The sequence below is a fragment of the Cohnella sp. AR92 genome, from assembly GCF_003990975.1.
Classification (GTDB): Bacteria; Bacillota; Bacilli; order Paenibacillales; family Paenibacillaceae; genus Cohnella.
On record NZ_RZJR01000006.1, the window covers coordinates 29,611 to 47,790 of the forward strand.

Annotated in this window: 16 protein-coding genes; 13 read left to right on the plus strand and 3 right to left on the minus strand. The window is 56.7% G+C overall.

Going from position 1 to position 18,180, the window contains the following annotated elements:
- The first annotated feature begins 19 nt into the window (after nucleotides 1-19).
- Genes ELR57_RS10560 through lpdA form a run of 3 tightly spaced genes read left to right on the plus strand, consistent with a single transcriptional unit; the run spans nucleotide 20 to nucleotide 3,782 of the window.
- Nucleotides 20-997 (plus strand): alpha-ketoacid dehydrogenase subunit beta, encoded by a 978-nt coding sequence (locus ELR57_RS10560; RefSeq protein ID WP_126959035.1) that lies wholly within the window; start codon nucleotides 20-22, stop codon nucleotides 995-997.
- 28 nt (nucleotides 998-1,025) lie between these two features.
- Nucleotides 1,026-2,357 (plus strand): dihydrolipoamide acetyltransferase family protein, encoded by a 1,332-nt coding sequence (locus tag ELR57_RS10565; RefSeq protein ID WP_126959036.1) that lies wholly within the window; start codon nucleotides 1,026-1,028, stop codon nucleotides 2,355-2,357.
- Nucleotides 2,358-2,360: 3 nt separating this feature from the next.
- Nucleotides 2,361-3,782: a dihydrolipoyl dehydrogenase gene (lpdA, locus tag ELR57_RS10570; protein WP_126959037.1), complete on the plus strand. Its 1,422-nt coding sequence runs from the start codon at nucleotides 2,361-2,363 to the stop codon at nucleotides 3,780-3,782.
- Between the two features lie 71 nt (nucleotides 3,783-3,853).
- Here lpdA and ELR57_RS10575 read toward each other — a convergent pair whose 3' ends face one another.
- Nucleotides 3,854-5,665, minus strand: coding sequence for an ABC transporter substrate-binding protein (locus tag ELR57_RS10575; RefSeq protein WP_126959038.1), 1,812 nt, complete (start codon nucleotides 5,663-5,665; stop codon nucleotides 3,854-3,856).
- A gap of 444 nt (nucleotides 5,666-6,109) precedes the next feature.
- Here ELR57_RS10575 and ELR57_RS10580 point away from each other — a divergent pair, with 444 nt between their 5' ends.
- The 8 genes from ELR57_RS10580 to ELR57_RS10615 all read left to right on the plus strand — a co-directional run bounded on the left by ELR57_RS10580 (nucleotide 6,110) and on the right by ELR57_RS10615 (nucleotide 13,485).
- Nucleotides 6,110-6,601 carry an acyl-CoA thioesterase gene (locus tag ELR57_RS10580; protein ID WP_126959039.1) on the plus strand — a complete coding sequence of 164 codons (492 nt, stop codon included), beginning with the start codon at nucleotides 6,110-6,112 and terminating at the stop codon, nucleotides 6,599-6,601.
- Nucleotides 6,602-6,732: 131 nt separating this feature from the next.
- Complete coding sequence (thyA, locus tag ELR57_RS10585; protein ID WP_126959040.1) at nucleotides 6,733-7,527, plus strand: thymidylate synthase; 795 nt, start codon at nucleotides 6,733-6,735, stop codon at nucleotides 7,525-7,527.
- Between the two features lie 122 nt (nucleotides 7,528-7,649).
- Complete coding sequence (locus tag ELR57_RS10590; protein WP_126959041.1) at nucleotides 7,650-8,141, plus strand: dihydrofolate reductase; 492 nt, start codon at nucleotides 7,650-7,652, stop codon at nucleotides 8,139-8,141.
- Between the two features lie 185 nt (nucleotides 8,142-8,326).
- A complete protein-coding gene (locus tag ELR57_RS10595) occupies nucleotides 8,327-9,817 on the plus strand; it encodes a glutamate synthase subunit beta (RefSeq protein ID WP_126959042.1) in 1,491 nt (496 codons plus the stop codon).
- 134 nt (nucleotides 9,818-9,951) lie between these two features.
- Complete coding sequence (locus ELR57_RS10600; protein ID WP_126959043.1) at nucleotides 9,952-10,263, plus strand: hypothetical protein; 312 nt, start codon at nucleotides 9,952-9,954, stop codon at nucleotides 10,261-10,263.
- Between the two features lie 135 nt (nucleotides 10,264-10,398).
- Entirely contained in the window at nucleotides 10,399-11,514 is a 1,116-nt protein-coding gene (locus ELR57_RS10605; protein ID WP_126959044.1) for a glucosaminidase domain-containing protein, read from the plus strand.
- Nucleotides 11,515-11,657: 143 nt separating this feature from the next.
- Nucleotides 11,658-12,830, plus strand: coding sequence for a hypothetical protein (locus ELR57_RS10610; RefSeq protein WP_126959045.1), 1,173 nt, complete (start codon nucleotides 11,658-11,660; stop codon nucleotides 12,828-12,830).
- A gap of 94 nt (nucleotides 12,831-12,924) precedes the next feature.
- Nucleotides 12,925-13,485, plus strand: coding sequence for a 5' nucleotidase, NT5C type (locus ELR57_RS10615; RefSeq protein WP_126959046.1), 561 nt, complete (start codon nucleotides 12,925-12,927; stop codon nucleotides 13,483-13,485).
- A gap of 61 nt (nucleotides 13,486-13,546) precedes the next feature.
- Here ELR57_RS10615 and ELR57_RS10620 read toward each other — a convergent pair whose 3' ends face one another.
- Both ELR57_RS10620 and ELR57_RS10625 read right to left on the minus strand, forming a co-directional pair.
- Nucleotides 13,547-15,028: a methyl-accepting chemotaxis protein gene (locus tag ELR57_RS10620; protein WP_126959047.1), complete on the minus strand. Its 1,482-nt coding sequence runs from the start codon at nucleotides 15,026-15,028 to the stop codon at nucleotides 13,547-13,549.
- Nucleotides 15,029-15,052: 24 nt separating this feature from the next.
- Nucleotides 15,053-15,634, minus strand: coding sequence for a hypothetical protein (locus tag ELR57_RS10625; RefSeq protein WP_126959048.1), 582 nt, complete (start codon nucleotides 15,632-15,634; stop codon nucleotides 15,053-15,055).
- A 366-nt stretch (nucleotides 15,635-16,000) separates the two neighbouring features.
- Here ELR57_RS10625 and ELR57_RS10630 point away from each other — a divergent pair, with 366 nt between their 5' ends.
- A complete protein-coding gene (locus ELR57_RS10630) occupies nucleotides 16,001-17,035 on the plus strand; it encodes an LLM class flavin-dependent oxidoreductase (RefSeq protein ID WP_126959049.1) in 1,035 nt (344 codons plus the stop codon).
- A gap of 182 nt (nucleotides 17,036-17,217) precedes the next feature.
- Nucleotides 17,218-18,174, plus strand: coding sequence for an ATP-binding protein (locus ELR57_RS10635; RefSeq protein ID WP_126959050.1), 957 nt, complete (start codon nucleotides 17,218-17,220; stop codon nucleotides 18,172-18,174).
- The last annotated feature ends 6 nt before the right edge of the window (nucleotides 18,175-18,180 follow it).

An 18,180-nucleotide genomic window follows, 5' to 3' on the forward strand; every position in this document is an offset into this window, starting at 1 on the left:
AGATGGGAGAGTTAGCAGCATGGCACAAATGAACATGATTGAAGCCATTAAAGACGCGATGCGAGTCGAGCTGAAGCGCGACCCGAACGTGCTGATCTTCGGCGAAGACGTCGGCCACGTCGGCGGTGTCTTCCGCGCTACGGAAGGACTTCAAGCCGAGTTCGGCGAGAACCGGGTATTCGACACCCCGCTTGCCGAATCCGCTATCGGAGGTCTTGCCGTCGGTCTGGGAACGCAGGGCTTCCGTCCGATCGCAGAAATCCAATTCGTCGGCTTCATCTTCGAAGCGCTCGACCAAATGTTCGTTCAAGCGGCTCGCATGCGTTACCGTTCCGGCGGCCGTTACAACGCTCCGATCGTCTTCCGCACTCCGTTCGGCGGCGGCGTCAAAGCAGCCGAGCTTCATACCGATTCCCTGGAAGGTCTCGCGATCCAGACTCCGGGCATCAAGGTCATCGTTCCTTCCAACCCTTACGATGCGAAGGGCCTGCTGATCTCCGCGATCCGCGACAACGACCCTGTATTCTTCATGGAGCATTTGAACTTATACCGTGCATTCCGCGATGAAGTTCCAGAGGGTGAGTACACCGTTCCGATCGGCAAAGCGAACGTCGTTCGCGAAGGCGCGGATGTGACGATCATCGCTTACGGCCTCATGGTCCACACCGCCAAGAAGGCGGCGGACGAACTCGCGAAGGAAGGCATCAACGCGGAGATCATCGACCTGCGCACCCTGATGCCGCTCGATATCGACACGATCGTCGAGTCCATCAAGAAGACCAATCGCGCTATCGTCGTTCAGGAAGCGCAGAAGACTTCCGGCGCGGCTGCCGAAATCATCGCTCAGATCAACGAGAAGGCGATCCTTCATCTCGAGGCTCCTGTGCTTCGTTGCGCCGGTCCGGATACGATTTATCCGTTCGCACAGATCGAAGACGCTTGGCTGCCGACTCCGGCACGCATCGTGAAGACGGCCAAGCAAGTGCTTGAGTTTTAATTAGAGGCATAAGACAGGAGGATTCGACGTGGCTCGATTCGAATATCGTTTCCCCGAGCTCGGAGAAGGACTGCATGAAGGCGAAATCGTCAAGATGCACATTGCTCCGGGCCAGTCGGTAACAGACGAAGACATTATCATGGAAGTGCAGAACGATAAGGCAATCGTAGAAGTTCCTTGTCCGGTAAACGGCAAAGTGCTCGAAGTGTTCGGCAAGGACGGTCTCGTCATGCACGTCGGCGACGTGGTTGCCATCATCGAAGCGGAAGGAGAGCTTCCGGAATCGATCCACGCTTCCGACGCTCAATCTTCGGGCGGCAACGCCGCAACGGGCGGAGCCGACACGCAAGGCCAGCCGGCACAAGCGCCCGCGGCGGCCGCTCCGGCAGCGCCTGCGGCACCGGCTGCGGAAGCCGCGCCTGCCAACGCCGTCGTTCTGGCTACTCCTAGCATCCGCAAGCTCGCTCGCGAGAAGGGCGTTGCGATCGCAAGCGTGAACGGAACCGGCAAGAACGGCCGCATCACCCGCGACGACGTGCTTGCGTTCGCTCAAGGCGGAGCTCCTGCGGCCGCTCCGGCTCAAGAAGCGGCTCCAGCCGCGGCGTCCGCCGGACAAGCCGCTGCCGCTCCGGCAGCCAAGACGGTTCAAGTAGGAACCGGCGTAGAAGAAAGAGTGCCGTTCAAGGGCATCCGCAAGGCGATCGCGAACGCGATGGTCAAATCCGCTTACACGGCTCCTCACGTGACGCTGATGGACGAAGTAGACGTGACCGCGCTGGTGGCTCTGCGTACTCGCTCCAAGGCGTTCGCCGAGAAGAAGGGCGTCAAGCTGACGTACCTGCCGTTCATCGTCAAGGCGCTCGTCGCCGCTTGCCGCGAATTCCCGGTCATGAACGCCATGATCGACGAAGCGGCTAACGAGATCGTCTATAAGAAGTATTACAACATCGGCATCGCGACCGATACGGACAACGGGCTTATCGTTCCGGTCGTTCATGACGCGGATCGCAAGAACATCTGGTCCATCGCGAACGAGATTCGCGATCTGGCAAGCCGCGGTCGCGACGGCAAGCTGACCCCGAACGAGATGAAGGGCAGCACGATCTCGATCACGAACATCGGCTCCGCCGGCGGCATGTTCTTCACGCCGATCATCAACTTCCCGGAAGTGGCGATCCTCGGTACGGGACGCATCTCCGAGAAGCCGGTCATCAAGAACGGCGAGATCGTCGCCGCTCCGGTCATGGCTCTGTCGCTCAGCTTCGATCACCGTATCGTCGACGGCGCAACCGCCCAGAATTTCATGAACTACATCAAACAGCTGCTCGCTGATCCCGAGCTGCTCGTAATGGAGGTATAAGACATGGTCGTAGGAGACGCTTCTCTTGATATCGATTTGCTCATCATTGGTGCGGGCCCTGGCGGATATGTCGCTGCTATCCGTGCCGCTCAACTCGGTCAGAAGGTCATCATCGCCGACAAAGGCAACTTCGGCGGCGTGTGCTTGAACGTCGGCTGTATCCCTTCCAAGGCGCTGATCAACGCAGCTCACCACTTCGAAGAGATGATTCACGGCGACAAGTACGGCCTCAAAGCCGACAACGTCAGCGTGGACTTCGGCAAGGTTCAAGAATACAAGGGTTCGGTCGTTAACAAAATGACGAGCGGCGTCGAGATGCTTCTGAAGGCGAACAAGGTCGAGATGTTCCGCGGCGAAGTCATGTTCATCAACGAGAACGAAGCTCGCCTGTTCAACGATCAGGAATCTCCGCGCTACCGCTTCAAGAACTGCATCATCGCGACGGGCTCCCGTCCGATCGAGCTGAAGGCGTTCCCGTTCGGCGGACGCATCCTGTCCTCGACCGAAGCGCTCTCGCTGCCTGAAGTTCCGAAGAGCATGATCGTCATCGGCGGCGGCTACATCGGCGCCGAGCTCGGCCAGATGTACTCGAAGTTCGGCACGCAGATCACGATCCTCGAAGGCGCGGACACGATCATCCCTGGCTTCGACAAGGACATGAGCCAACTCGTCGTCAAGAAGATGAAGAAGAACAACGTCGAGATCGTGAACGGCGCGCTTGCGAAGAGCGCCGAGCAGACCGACAAGGACATCACGGTGACTTACGAAGTGAAGGGCGAGACGAAGACCGTTACCGCCGATTACCTTCTCGTTACCGTCGGCCGTCGCCCGAACACGGACGGAGAGCTTGGCCTCGACCTCATCGGCGTCAAGGTCGGCGAGCGCGGCCTGATCGAAGTCGACGACCAATGCCGCACGAACATCAAGCACATCTTCGCGATCGGCGATATCGTTCCGGGCGCCGCTCTTGCGCACAAGGCTTCCTATGAAGCCAAGGTTGCCGCGGAAGCGATCGCGGGACTGCCATCCAAGGTTGACTACAAGTGTATCCCGGCCGTCGCGTTCACCGATCCGGAGTGCGCGAGCGTAGGCTACACCGAGAAAGAAGCCAAGGAGAAGGGCCTCAACGTCAAGTCCAGCAAGTTCCCGTTCGGCGGCAACGGCCGCGCGGTAACGCTTGACGGCGCAGACGGCTTCATGAAGATCATCTCCGACGCGGAGACGGGCCTTGTCTACGGCGCGCAAATCGCCGGCGTCGAAGCATCCAACATCATTGCCGAGCTCGGTCTGGCGATCGAGATGGGCGCCACGGTCGAAGACATCGCTCTGACGATCCATGCTCACCCGACGCTGGGCGAGATCACGATGGATACGGCGGAACTGGCGATGGGCCATCCGATCCACACGCTTGCTCCGAAGAAGTAAACACCCTTGCTAAAAAGCCCGATCCAAGCAGCAGAGAATGCTGCTTGGATCGGGCTTTATTCATATGCGCCTTAAGTGAGATTCTCCAGCCAGATGTCCTTGAAGTCGATCCATCCGAGCGAATTCAGGCTTGCGCCGCGGACGGACGGGTGAAGGTAACGATTGACGCTCTGGTGATAGAGGAACATAATGGCTGCTTCGTCTCGCAGCCGATCTTCGATCTGGCGGAGCGCCAGACGGCGATCTCGGATCGTCTCGGCCTTCAACGAATCATCGATTCGCGACCGGATCTGAGCGAGCCGTTCCGGGTCCAAGTAGCTGCTGACGATGCAATTCCCATGCTCGTAAAGCTCGATCTCGCAGACTTCGTCCTCGACGAAGATGATCCGGTTGATGGCAAAATCGGCATCCCCAAGGGAATCGCCGCCGTCTATCGACTCTTTGAAGCTGGAAACGATGATCTCCGTCGGGATTCCCCATTCGGCCAGCCTGTTGACGATCCATTGCGCATCCTTGCTGAAACGGTCGCGCGTGCGCAAGCGCAGGACGGAGCCGTCGTAACGGCTTTCGCGCAGCGCCGCCCGAATCCGTTCCGGATCCAGCGAGCCGACGGGAGAAGCCATGCTGACCTCGGGCCGGAAGCTGGTCGCGGCCAGCATGCGTTCGCTTCCGAGTTCCTTGACGAGGTCGTCCGAATTCAGGATCATGCGGACGGCGCGCCGGAACGCTTCGGACTGCTGAGGGCCTTGCCGGTTCAAGTTCCAGATGACCAAGACGCAGCCTTCGCACAATTGCGCCAGCCGTTGGCCCTCCTCTTCGGTCGACAACGCCTCGATGACATCCTGTTCCTTGTCTTTGCTCTGCATCACTTCAGGCAGCTCGTTCAAAGCATCCTGGCAATTCTCCGGCACCGTTACGATTCGTACTCCATCCAGATAAGGACGGCCGGCGTAATAGCCGGCATGGGCGCCCAGCGTAATCCCGTTCGGAGTGTAAGAGAGAAGACGGAACGGACCGCTGCCGACCGGCAGCATCCAGAAGGCTTCTTCCGACTGTCCCCCTAGATCCTTCGGCAGAATCGAGATCGCCGACGTGCAGAGGAATCGGTCGAAGATTCGATTAGGCGCCGTCAATTTAAACCGAACGACCCAAGGGCCGACCGCCTCGACTTCCTTCAAGCCGCGAAGAACCCAGCTGTTCGGCTTGCCGGAGCGAAGCCTATCGCATGTATAGACGACGTCTGCCGACGTCAATTCGCGGCCATTGTGGAACAGCACTCCCTTACGAAGGTAGAACACCCATTCCATGGCATCCGGGCTTGACTTCCAGTCATGGGCGATTCCTCCCACGATCTTCTTCTGGCTCTCGTCGAACTGGACAAGCCTTCCGAAGATTTGGCGGATCACATGGGAGTCGAAGCCGTAATTCACTTCGGCGGGATCGAGCGTCAATACCGATTGGAACACGGGGAAGCGAAGGATGTCGCGGGGGATCATGCCGTCGCGTTCAATCTTCTCGTACCCGAAGTGTCCGTTCAGCCAGTCCAGGAACTTCTCCTTGGCGCCCGTACCTTCCGAGAAACGGTCCACCAATTCGAACGAGTGCTTGTAATCCCCGCGTTCGACAAGGCTCCGGCTCGTGTCGAGCAAGAACGTTTCCTTATCCGATAGGAAAGCGATGCGGGAGCGATTGCCTCTTCCGACTCCGGGAGACCATCGGATGAGCCGTTCTTCCTCGAGCTTCCTCAGCACCAGCTTCGCGTTGCGGGGCGTGCAGTATAAGAGCTCGGACAGTTCGTCGACCGTCGCTTCGTAGAACTCCTCGACTTTCCCTTCGCCGTTGTAGCGGTCGTACAACGTTAAGTATCTCTCGGCCGTCAACATGGCAGATCAGCCCTCCAATCGCTTCGTTCCTTAAAAGGTGAAATCTAATAATAAGATTCTACGCTTTTTATCATCTTTTGAGAAGTCCATAATTGGTATCAATAGGATACGAAGTGGGGGAGTACAAACATGCTGGACCAAGAATACATGCTTGAGAAAATGCGGGAGAGCGGCAATCGGGAGCTTATGAGGATCGAGAAGAGGTACCAGGCTGGACAAGAAGGGCGGGATAGCCGGTCTAGCTCGCGAAAGATCAGGCGTCCGCGAATGCTGGCCATCCTCCTGTCAATAATCGGACGGAACGCCACCCGATAATCCGTTGCAGCTCTGCTGGCTTCCTGCCGAATTTTATTTTCTTGCCGCGCGGGCTCGTTTCGGGCTTCTGGCAAGACTATAATAAGGAATAGACAGGCAGCGACAGCTGGCAGAGAGGGGTAGCGCAACATGAATGCCAATGGCAAACCGACGAGCGTCTCTCGTTCGATAAAGACGATGCTCGTTTTTCCGGGGGATACGAATTATCACGGGACGATGTTCGGCGGGAACTTAATGAAGTACATAGACGAGATCTGCGTGATCGCCGCGATGAGGCACTGCGGACGCCGGGTGGTCACCGCTTCGACGGACAGCCTCGACTTCAAATCTCCGGTGCGGATGGGGGAGGCGGTCGAGCTGGAAGCGTTCGTGTCTTGGACCGGAAGGACGTCGATGGAGATCTACTGCATCGTTCGGGCCGAGAACCTGGAGACGGGGGATCGGCGCACGACCGTTACCTGCTTCAACACTTTCGTGGCGGTCGACGAGAACGGCAAGCCCGCGCCGGTACCGGCGGTCCTTCCGGAGACGGATATCGAGAGAAAGCTTCACGCGAGCGCGCCGGAACGGGCGGAGATGCGCAAGAAACGGCGGGAAGAAACTTATTATATCGACGATTAGAACTCGACAACGGAGCACGGGCGAATCCCCGCGCTCTGTTTTCCATTAAAGCGTTAATTCAATTATGATCGACAGAAACCTCACAATAAGCTAAAATGATCAGTAAATAACGACAAAAGGTGTGTAAGGAATTGCGTAATTATTTGGATCTGCTGCAAGACGTGCTCGATAACGGCGTCAAGAAAGAAGACCGTACGGGAACGGGAACTCTTAGCGTATTCGGCAGACAGCTTCGCTTCGACCTGTCGAAGGGATTCCCACTCGTGACGACCAAACGCCTGCATCTCAAGTCGATCGTCCACGAACTGCTCTGGTTCTTGAGCGGAGACACGAATATTCGTTATTTGAAGGAGAACGGCGTCTCGATCTGGGACGAATGGGCCGACGAGAACGGCGACCTGGGACCGGTTTACGGCTCTCAATGGCGCGCTTGGGAGACTCCGGACGGCCGCGTCATCGATCAGATTACCGAGGTTGTCGCCGCTATCAAACGGAATCCCGATTCCCGCAGGCATATCGTAAGCGCTTGGAATGTCGCCGAGATCGACAAGATGAAGCTGCCGCCCTGCCACTTCGTGTTCCAATTCTACGTTGCGAACGGCAAGCTCAGCTGCATGCTGACGATGCGTTCCATCGATACGTTCCTGGGATTGCCCTTCAACATCGCTTCCTATGCGCTCTTGACCCATATGATCGCCCAGCAGTGCGATCTGGACGTCGGCGAATTCATCTGGTCCGGGGGAGACACGCATATCTACAGCAATCACCTGGAGCAAGTCAAGCTTCAATTGACGCGCGAACCGCTGCCGCTTCCCAAGCTCGTGATTAAGAGAAAGCCGGAATCGATCTTCGATTACCGCTACGAAGACTTCGAGTTCGCCGATTATCAGTACCATCCGGGTATCAAAGCGCCGGTAGCCATCTGATTTTGCGCGGCTGCGGCTCTCAACTCCGAACGATTATTCGGAAATGTAACCGAATGTTCGGTAGTCACCGCCGTCGGCCTTATGGTATGATAGGATTACTCCGTTAGGGAAAAGGTGTTTAAATGACGATTACGCTGATCGCGGCGGTTGCGCGGAACGGGGTTATCGGAGCGGACAACAAGCTGATCTGGAGACTTCCCGCCGATATGAAGTTCTTTAAGAGCCAGACGATCGGCAAGCCTGTTCTCATGGGAAGGAAGACCTTCGAATCGCTTGGCAAGCCCCTTGTCGACCGCACGAATATCATTCTGTCCAGGACGCTGGAGACGGCTCCCGATTCATGCGTGCTCGTTCGCACCGCGGATGAGGCTATCGAGAGGGTCGGATCCGAAGAGGAGCTCATGGTGATCGGAGGAGCGGAGATTTACCGCTTGCTGATCGGCAGGGCAGACAGGCTTGTGCTGACCGAGATCCGCCAGGATTTCGAGGGGGATGCGCACTTCCCCGAATTCGATCGTTCGGATTGGGAATTGGTCTCCCGAACGGAAGGCGTCCAAGACGAGCGGAATACGCTCCCTTACGCATTCTGCGTCTATGAACGGCGCTCCGTGTAGACAAATCGTACAAATTATTCAGAGAAAAATCCATTCTAGCTATAAAGGCCCGTCTGGTAGGATGAGTTAAATTAACGGCTCATGGATGCAAACTTAGACTCTTGCAACTTTTGAACTAGACGGCTATATTAAAGGGTACTATTAGCGCTGCGTGTGCGAAACACCGATAGATGGAGGAAATGAAGATGTCTACGCCTACGGGATTTATGGAATATCAACGCGAGCTTCCAAGCGATCGCGATCCTCTGGAACGCATCAAGGACTGGAATGAATTCCACCGGATGTTCTCCGAAGAACAATTGCGTACTCAAGGTGCCCGCTGCATGGATTGCGGCACTCCTTATTGCCATACCGGAATGGAACTGGCCGGCAATGCTTCCGGCTGCCCGATCAACAACCTGATTCCGGAATGGAACAACCTCGTCTATCGCGGTCTCTGGAGAGAAGCGTACGAACGCCTGTCCAAGACGAATAACTTCCCCGAGTTCACGGGCCGCGTATGTCCGGCTCCTTGCGAAGGCTCCTGCACGGTCGGCCTTATCGGAGATCCGGTAACGATCAAGACGATCGAGCAAGCGATTATCGACCGCGCCTTCGAAGAGGGTTGGGTCGTTCCCCAACCGCCTAAGGCTCGCACGGGCAAGAAGGTTGCCGTCGTAGGCTCCGGACCTGCGGGACTCGCAACGGCGGCTCAATTGAACAAGGCTGGACATACCGTAACGGTATTCGAACGTTCGGACCGCCTCGGCGGCCTGCTCATGTACGGCATTCCGACGATGAAGCTGGAGAAGGACGTCGTTCAACGCCGCGTCGATCTTCTTGCGGCTGAAGGCATCAACTTCGTGACGAACACCGAGATCGGCAAGGACATCACTTCCGAGCAGCTGGTCGCGGAATACGACGCGGTCGTTCTGTGCGGCGGAGCCACGAAGGCTCGCGGCGTCGGCAATGTCGAAGGCGCGAACCTGAAGGGCATCTACCCGGCGATGGACTTCCTGACGACGAGCATCAAGAGCTACTTGGACAGCGGATTGGCAGACGGCCAGTACATCGACGCCAAAGACAAGCACGTTATCGTGATCGGCGGCGGAGATACCGGCACGGACTGCGTGGCGACGAGCCTTCGTCTCGGCTGCGCCAGCGTATCCCAGTTCGGCACGCACGCCAAGTCGCCTGAAGTCCGCGACGAAGTGAATAATCCGTGGCCGGAATTCCCGAACGTCTATACCCTTGATTATGCTCACGAAGAAGCGAAAGCCCTGTACGGCGAAGACCCTCGCGCCTTCTCCGTGTTGACGAAGAAGTTCGTCGGCGACGAGAACGGCAACGTGAAGGAGCTGCACACGGTTCAAATTCGCCGATACGTCGACGAGCAAGGCCGCAAGATCTACGAAGAGATTCCAGGCACCGAGAAGGTATGGCCGGCTGATCTTGTTCTCGTGGCGGTCGGCTTCGAAGGACCGGAGAGCACGATCATCGATCAGCTGGGTCTGGCGACGGATCGCCGTTCGAACGTGAAGGCGGCTTACGGCAAGTACAAGACCAGCGTAGACAAGGTATTCGCCGCAGGCGACATGCGCCGCGGTCAAAGCTTGATCGTATGGGCGATCAACGAAGGCCGCGAAGCGGCTCGCGAAGTCGACAAGTACTTGATGGGATCGTCGATGCTTCCTTAAGGCGGCAGCGGTTCGACATGAACGTTACCATTCGATAGTTAGAGGGTTGTCCTCGGGTTCAGGGATCTTCAGGATCTCCTGCCGGGGGCAGCCTTTTTGCATGAATACCCTCATAAGTTGGAGGCAAGCCATCGATGATTAAGTACGGAGACGACCGGATCACAGAGCTCAAGTTCGCTCAATTCCACCCGCGGATCGAACGCAGAAACGAGCAATGGGTCGATGTGGAGCTCAAGTTCGAGACCAAGCCGAATACGGACGAAGTGCCGGACGACCTGATCGAATTGACGGCGCTCGTCATATGCACTCGGGCAGGCGCACCGATTCAGATCGAAGCCCAGGATGAAGGCTGCGACTGCGAATATCAATTCACCTTCTTCGAGAAGGAGCAGATCGAAGCATTCATTCTTAGCGAACCTATGCAGGAGGCCATTCGTCAAGCTTAACATCCCGTGAAGAATACATGATTGGGTGCGGTTGGCGAATCTAGTTCTTCCCCCAAATCTTTCCTCTATGATAAACTAAGCGAAGGGAAGTAGACTACCGATCGATAGTCGCTTAGGGGAGGGGAACGGAAGCGGATGAATAGCGCGGTGCTGCTGTCGCCTTCGGATGTCGTCGTCATCCGCCGATATGTCCAGACGAAGTACGCCCCTCTGCCGAGCGCCCGGCAGGCGGAGATCGTCGCGGATGCTATCCGCGGCACGATCGAGCGAAGGCTTCCGGATTTAAAGCCGGAGATCAAAGCCCATGTCACCAAGGAACTCATCCGACGATGCCTGGTGAGCGAAGGTAGAGACGTGATTCCGGAGGACGTTCTCGAGGTATGCTCGGAGATTCGCATCGAGGAGCCGAAGGACCTGGATCGTCTGTACGACTGGCTGGAGGCCCGCGAGTCCGGCAGATGGACTCGCGAGCAGATCGCATCTCTAGTGAATAGAGGGAGCCGGAAGCTTGCCTCTCTAGGGGAAGAGCATGCCTTGACGGCTGTCGCGGAGCCGCTGCAGCCCGAATGGGGATCGCTTGCTCCGGCGGCTCCATCGGATAAGTCGGCGTCTTTGTCGGTACCGTGGTGGCATTGGCGCCGCAGCACGTTATGGGGAGCGTTGTCTGCCGCTCTAATAGCCGGCGTCATTCTCTGGACGATTCCGGAGATTTACGGAAGCAATGGCGATACGGCTATCGAAGCAGCTCCTCCGCAATCGGCCGTTGCAGAAGCGGCGCGAGCGGATGCCTCCGGAATGCCGGTCGAGCTCCGCTATATGGACTTTGAGAGGGAACCGGTGCTTGCCTACTTGCACGGACGGGACTCTTTGCTCGCGCAAGAGCCGTATTTCACGGCCATTATCGAAAGCGCGAGAGAGTTCGATGTGAACCCCTTGCTGCTGTTGGCCATAACGGGTCAGGAGCAGGGCTTCGTGCCAAGAACCCACAAGCAGGCGAAGGAGATCGCGAACAATCCGTTTAACGTGTTCCATAGCTGGCAGGAATACAATACCGATATTCGCGACTCCTCGCGCATAGCCGCCAAGACGATCGCCAAGCGAGGCGGCTCGACCCCCGAAGGGGAGGATGCGATCGAATGGATCAATCGCAAGTATGCGGAGGATATGGCTTGGTCGACGGGGGTTCGCCAGCTGTTCGCCAAGCTGACGGAGCTTTCCCAAGCTCGATCCGATCAAGAAGCCGTTCAATAGATAGAGCAAGAATAACAGCCTGCGTTCCGTCCCTTGATGGGGACGTGCTCGCAGGCTGTATTTTTTGATTTCTCCTTGCGTTGTATCCGAAGAAGAGAAGCATATACTCCTAGGGTGAACGACGAGGGAGGTAGGGATAGAGAATGGTTCGGCTAAGCCCGGAATACGCGGTTCGGGTCGCCTCTCAGCTTCTTCCGATCGGAGCGGAGCTGGCTTATCTGGAATATCCGGCTCGTCATCCGGCGGTATTGGCTGCGGATCTGGATGGCGACCGGAATCCGGAGATCACTTGCGTCTATCGAACGGCGGAAGGCATGCAGGCGCTTATCGCGAAACACTCCATCGAAGGCTGGTATACCGCCTGTCGGATGAAGGGGCCCGGTTACGGCGTTGCCCGGATGGCAGCGGCGCCTATCGCCGGAATCTATCCTCCGACCTTGGCGGTCGGGTGGCAGATCGGAGAGAGATGGGCGCAGCTCGATTTATGGCAGTATGAACAGGGCGGTTATCGGCATCTGACCCCATCCGATATCTTATACAGCAAGCTTGCGATCGTGGAGTCCTCGCCGGGGCGTAACCGCGACGGGCTCTGTCGCTTGGCTCTCTGGGTCCAGGATACCGAAGAAGCGTATCGGGTGGATCTCTATCGCTGGCAGGCAGGGGGCCTAGTCCGCGATCCGGAGGCGTATCCCGCCTACTTCGCGAACGCGGTCGTTCCCTACTACACGAAGCTCGTCAGCGAACGGCCCGGTTCGACTCTTTATCGGCGATTCCTGGAAGAGGCTCGCGGCCAAGCGGGGGGGACGGCTCCGAGAAGGGAGACGGCCGTCGATCTTACGGTATTGGCGCCGGAGCGCGCGCGCGATGTTGCCCTCGAAGCTGCGATTGCGGCCGCGTACGGAATGACTGCGGAGGATCAAGGAAGCTATGCTTATAACCGGCTGGATCTTAACGGCGATGGAAGCCCGGAGACGATCGTGTTCTTGTCCGGCTCGACATTCTGCGGGTCCGGCGGATGCAGCGCGGCGATCTTCCGAACGGAGGACGGGAACTATCGCCTGCTCTCCAAGCTTACTCTGGTCCACACGCCGATAATCGTGGGCAACACGATGACGAACGGCTATCGGGACCTCATCGTAATCATATCCGGAGGAGGAATACAGGAGCCCGTCTACAAAATCCTTAAATTTAACGGCATAAACTACCCTTCGAATCCTACAATTGAGCCTGAGCTACCCGCTGGCGCAAGATTGGAAGGGAAGGCGATCCTGGGGGACGACAGCAGCCTATTCTCCGGGATTCCGCTGAAGCCTTAAAGATTCTGTTTGCATTTTCCGCAGATGAATGAGAAAATTTTCTTGCAACGATCATACCCGAGCCTTTGCAAGGATGGAATCTGGAGGACCCGCAATGAGAAGAAGCACTATCGCCGTCGATATGGACGATACGATCTGCCATCTTGTTAAACGCGCCATTTATCACAATAATAGAGAATTTCCGACTCATCCGCTGCGATACGAGGACATGATGGATTGGAACACCGACCATCTCCGGCATCCCGACAGCACGCAGGAAGTGTTCTTCGGCAGGCCGGGGCTGTTCGAGGAATTGGAGCTGTACGACGAGCATGTGGTCGAAGAGATGGAGAAGCTCCATCGCGACTACGACGTCCTTATCGTTACGGCTGGACAGCCAGGGACGATAGGGGAGAAGTGGAACTGGCTGCAGAAGCACATGCCGTTCATCCCGCTCGAGAACTTCTTCGTCAGCAAGCGCAAGAGCCTGATTCAATTCGATTTGCTGATCGATGACGGCCCTCACAACCTGCTGCCGGCGATCGAAGCGGGGCGGAAGGTACTCTGCATTCCGCACCCTTGGAATGTTAGATTCCGCCAGCAATACGATTTTCCTCTGATGGATTCGTGGAAGAACGCGAAGGAACGCGTCGATCAGCTGTTGGAGAGGAATTAAACGATAGGAATAATCGAAAGGCCCCGCCGGTCTTAACGACTTGGCAGGGCCTTTCGGCTTCTTATCGGGTACGATCGATCAGCTGTTTAAGCTCCGATACGAGCTTGTCCAGGCTGCCGTAGCTGTCGACGACGCCTTCGATCTTGTTGTTCTGATCCTCCAGGCTGGCGCACACTTCCTCAAGGGAGGACATGTTGCGTTCGGCGGCGGAAGCGATCAGATTCGAATCGCTGGCGATGCCCGAGTATTTCTCTCGGACGCTCTCGGCCGACCGATAAGCAAGTTCCGCCTGCGCTTTGACCCGATCCGTGTTGCCGGAGATGTTCCCGATGATCTGGTTGACCTGAAGGCAGGCCGCATGGCTGGCCTCGACGGCGATCTCGCCTCTGGACACTTCGTCGCTCACCGCTTCGATCTGCGTGCGCACCGCGTCTAGAATGGACGCGATCTCGGCGGTCGCCGAGCGAGAATGGTCGGCCAGCTTGCGAACCTCCTGAGACACGATCGCGAAGCCCTTGCCGTGCTCGCCCGCGCGGGCGGCTTCGATCGCGGCGTTGAGGGAGAGGAGGTTCGTCTGGTCGGCGATCTCGCCGATGGTGCCGATAATCGAACTGACGCGATCGTTCTGTTCGCTGAGCGCGTTCATGAGCTGAACGGTCTCGCGGATGATCAGGCGAACCCGGCCGACTTCCTCGGAGAGCGCGGCAATCCGGCTCTCTCCGGCATGGGTCAGCTCCGCCGTCTCGGCGGAATAGCTCCGAAGCCGCTGCGTTCCATCCGCCAGATCCGTGATGAACCCGTCTACCTGATGCACCGAGCCCGAGACCGAGATGACGGCATGGCTCTGCTGCTCGATATCCTGGGACATCTCTTGGAAGGCGGCTGTCACTTCGCGGGAGATGTGGCCCGTCTTGTTCACTTCGTGCTTCTGGCTGGTACTGAATTCGCTCAGCACCTTAATGGACGACTCAAGCTTCTCGACGAGCCTGTCGGACAATTCCTTGGCTGCCGCCGTCTGTTTATGCTCTTCCGTCACTTGCCGCTGCAGCTTCTCCCCGAAGCGGGCGGAAGTCGCCAACGCGGCGGTAAGGAAGATCAGGTACAGGTAGAGATAAAGCAGGGAATCGTTCGGGAACAAAGTATCGCCCAGCTTCGGATCCAGGAATACGTACGTCGTCGTCGCCATGCCGAGAAGACCCGCGAGCAGAATGGGCTTGTAGTTCGAGTAGAGAGTCATGAGCGCCACGTTGACGTAGACCAGAAAATAAGTGCTGACGATCGGATTCGGGTCCGAGACGATCAAGAGAAGGGTGATCACGGACAGGATGACCGAAACGAGATACATCACGTACTGGCTCATTATGCGTTTGTAGGTCATGACTGTCGCGCTGGAGCAAGTGATACCCCCGAATACGATCAGGATGACCAGCATTCGGAGCGGAAGATCCGCCGAGAGATCGGCAACGATGCCGAGGAGGAGCATTCCCCATAGGATTTTGACATAAAGCCGATTTCGTCTGTCCAGAACCGTCAGTTCGTTCATTATGTACCGCCTTCACCGATTAAATTATCTAGTTAGAACATTCTCCGCCAGAACGGGCAGTTCGACGCCCTCCAGCACATCCAGGTCCAGCCAATCGTACTTGGCCGGGTATTCGAGGATGGACTTCACGTCGAAAATTACCGGAATGACGGTGTCGCCTTTGTAGTAAAGCGATCTTCCCACCTTGTCGGTAGGTACCCGATACGTGATTCGCAAGGCTCGATAGAAGACGGGTTCCATCAGAGACAGCAGATAATGATAGCCGTTCGCTTTGCAGAATCCGACCAGAAGCGTAAGCATCTCGGTCAGATAAGGTCCCCGGTGTTCCTTAAGGAAAGCGATCTTGTCGACCTCGATCGCCTTGGAAGGATCAACCGCCACCCAGGGGTGCAGGGAGAAGGGGGCGATGGAATCCAGCCGGCTATCTTCCGGGCGGTAAGGCTTGAATTCCGCCGTACCGGCAGCCTCTCCCAACGGAGTAACGGACAGATACCTGCCGAGATATTCCGTCGAGAACTCGAACTCGAAATTTTTCTCGCGCCAAACCGTCATCCAGATGTAGTTAAACAGCGCAGCCTCCATTTCGTTTTGTACTTTCTTGATCATACGGCATCCCTCCAAGTCCTTCTTTTCTCTAACGGACAGTCTGCTTCTGACCGGAATTTTTCGTTTATCAATTCACCTCCTTTAGGACTATATAAGTATACTATCGGAAATCTATGGAAACTTATTAGAAAATACTTTCATAATATAATAACACATGGGAATTGTCGACATTAAAACCATGAATTCGTTTCTTCTTCAGGGCTCCTATTGAACGAATCAATAGATCGAATCGTCCGATAGACAAAATCTATCGATCGGCGATTGACTAGTTCCGCAGGGGAATGTAAGATTGTTCCTATCCATACATATCCGACCGGGAAGGTTGTATATGAAAATCAACGATTCCTGCGGGAGGCACCTCCATTCATGAAGATCGCGCTGTTCAGTCTGCTGATGAATATCCCGAACGCGGTGACGGGAGAGACTTTAACCGATTGGCAGAAGCTGCAGAACGTCATAAAACAAGCGGAGTTAGCCGAGAAGCTCGGCTTCGACGCCTACGGGATCGGGGAGAGACACGGCCAACCCTTCCTGTCTTCGTCCCCTCCGGTGGTGCTCACCGCTATCGCGGCCCGAACGACGCGAATCCGGCTTCTCACGACGGTAACGGTCCTTAGCGTTCTCGATCCGGTGCGGGTCGCCGAAGATTACGCTACGCTCGATCAATTGTCCGGCGGCCGGTTAGAGCTCATGATCGGCAAAGGGAACGATCCCCGCCATTATCCCCTGTTCGGCATTCCGGAAGAGGAGCAGTGGGATTCGCTTGCCGAGCGTTACTACTTGCTTAAGAGGCTTTGGGAGGAAGAGAACGTGAGCTGGGAGGGGAGATATCGTCCTGCGCTGCATCAGGTGACGACCCAGCCGCGGCCGTTCCAGAAGAAGATCCCGATCTGGCACGGCAGCGCGTCCAGTACGCTGTCGACGGAACTGGCGGCCAAGAACGGAGACCCGATTTTCTCCTCGAACGCCTTCCATCCGATGGCGAAGTACAAAGCGCTTATCGATCATTATCGCGAGCGCTGGGCTTATTACGGCCGCGATCCCGAGGACGCGATTGTCGGCTCGGGGGCGGGAAGCCTCTTCCTGGCGGACACGAAGGAAGAAGCGATCGAGCGGTATCGCCCTTATTATCAAGCGTTCAGCTTGACGGAAGCGGCGCAGCACAATCGCTCTCCCTTCACCAGCTTGGAAGACACGGTCGAGAAAGGCCCCGCTTTGGTCGGCAGCGCGGACAGCGTGATCGAGAAGATCTTGAAGTATCATGAGGCCTTCGGGCATCAGGTTCTCGCGATCAGCGTCGACGGGTTGACCGAAGCGGAGCAGAGGGAGCAGGTGGAACGATTCGCCTCGGACGTATTGCCGGTGCTCAAACGCGAAATCCCCGGCAAGGTGTGGGGATAACGGTTATCCTAGTAGGCCAGTCCTTGCTTTCTATTAGGTAGATGCATTGACTAAAAGCAGAGAGACGAAGCGGAATGGATCCGCTCGCTTCTCTGCTTTTGCGTTTGCAGAATCAGGAATCTTATGGTTACATTATATGGTAGATCGATAAAAAGAGAGCGCAGGCCAAAGGAGAGGGCAAAATGTCGGACCGGGACGAGATCGCCGAGCAGCGGCGCAAGAACCTGAAGCTAATCCACTTTAACCACGACGATCAATCGCTTGTCGAGTCCGAGAAGCCTAAGGAGACGTTCGCGGACGTAGGCGGCCTGGAGGATGTCAAGAAGAAGATTCGGATGAACTTCATTCTTCCTCTTGAGCAGCCCGAGGTGTTCGCGGCGTACGGGAAGCACGCGGGCGGCAGCCTTCTGCTGTTCGGGCCTCCCGGATGCGGCAAGACGTTCCTGGCAAGAGCCGTTGCGGGGGAGATCGATGCGAATTTCCTCCATATCGAGCTTCAGGCGATTCTCTCGATGTATTCGGGACAGAGCGAGCACAACCTGCATGATATTTTCGAGAAAGCGCGACAGAGCAAGCCCTGCGTCATTTTCATCGACGAGTTGGATGCCATGGGGGGAAGCCGACATCAGATGAGGCAGCATCACGATCGCATGCTGGTGAACCAACTGCTGCTCGAGCTGGACGGCCTGCAAGCCGAGAACGACAAGGTATTCGTGATCGGAGCGACCAACACGCCATGGTATCTGGATTCCGCCCTCCGGCGTCCGGGCCGGTTCAACCATCTCGTATTCGTTCCGCCTCCGGAAGAAGCCGAGCGCGAGACCATTCTCGGCCTTAAGCTGGCCGGAAAGCCTGCCAACGGCCTTAACCTATCCAAGATCGCGGCCGATACCCGGCTGTTCTCCGGGGCGGATCTGGATCAGGTCGTCAAGGACGCCGTCGAGTCGGCGATGGAACGTACCTTCGAGACGGGGATCATTCAACCGATTACGATGGACGACTTGAAGAAAGCGGTCAAATCCCGAAAGCCGACGACGCTGGAGTGGTTCTCCACGGCCAGAAATTACGCGACCTTCAGCGACGTTAACCAAGACTATCAGATCGTGCTCGACTACGCGAAGAAGCACAGCCTTAAATAATAGAAG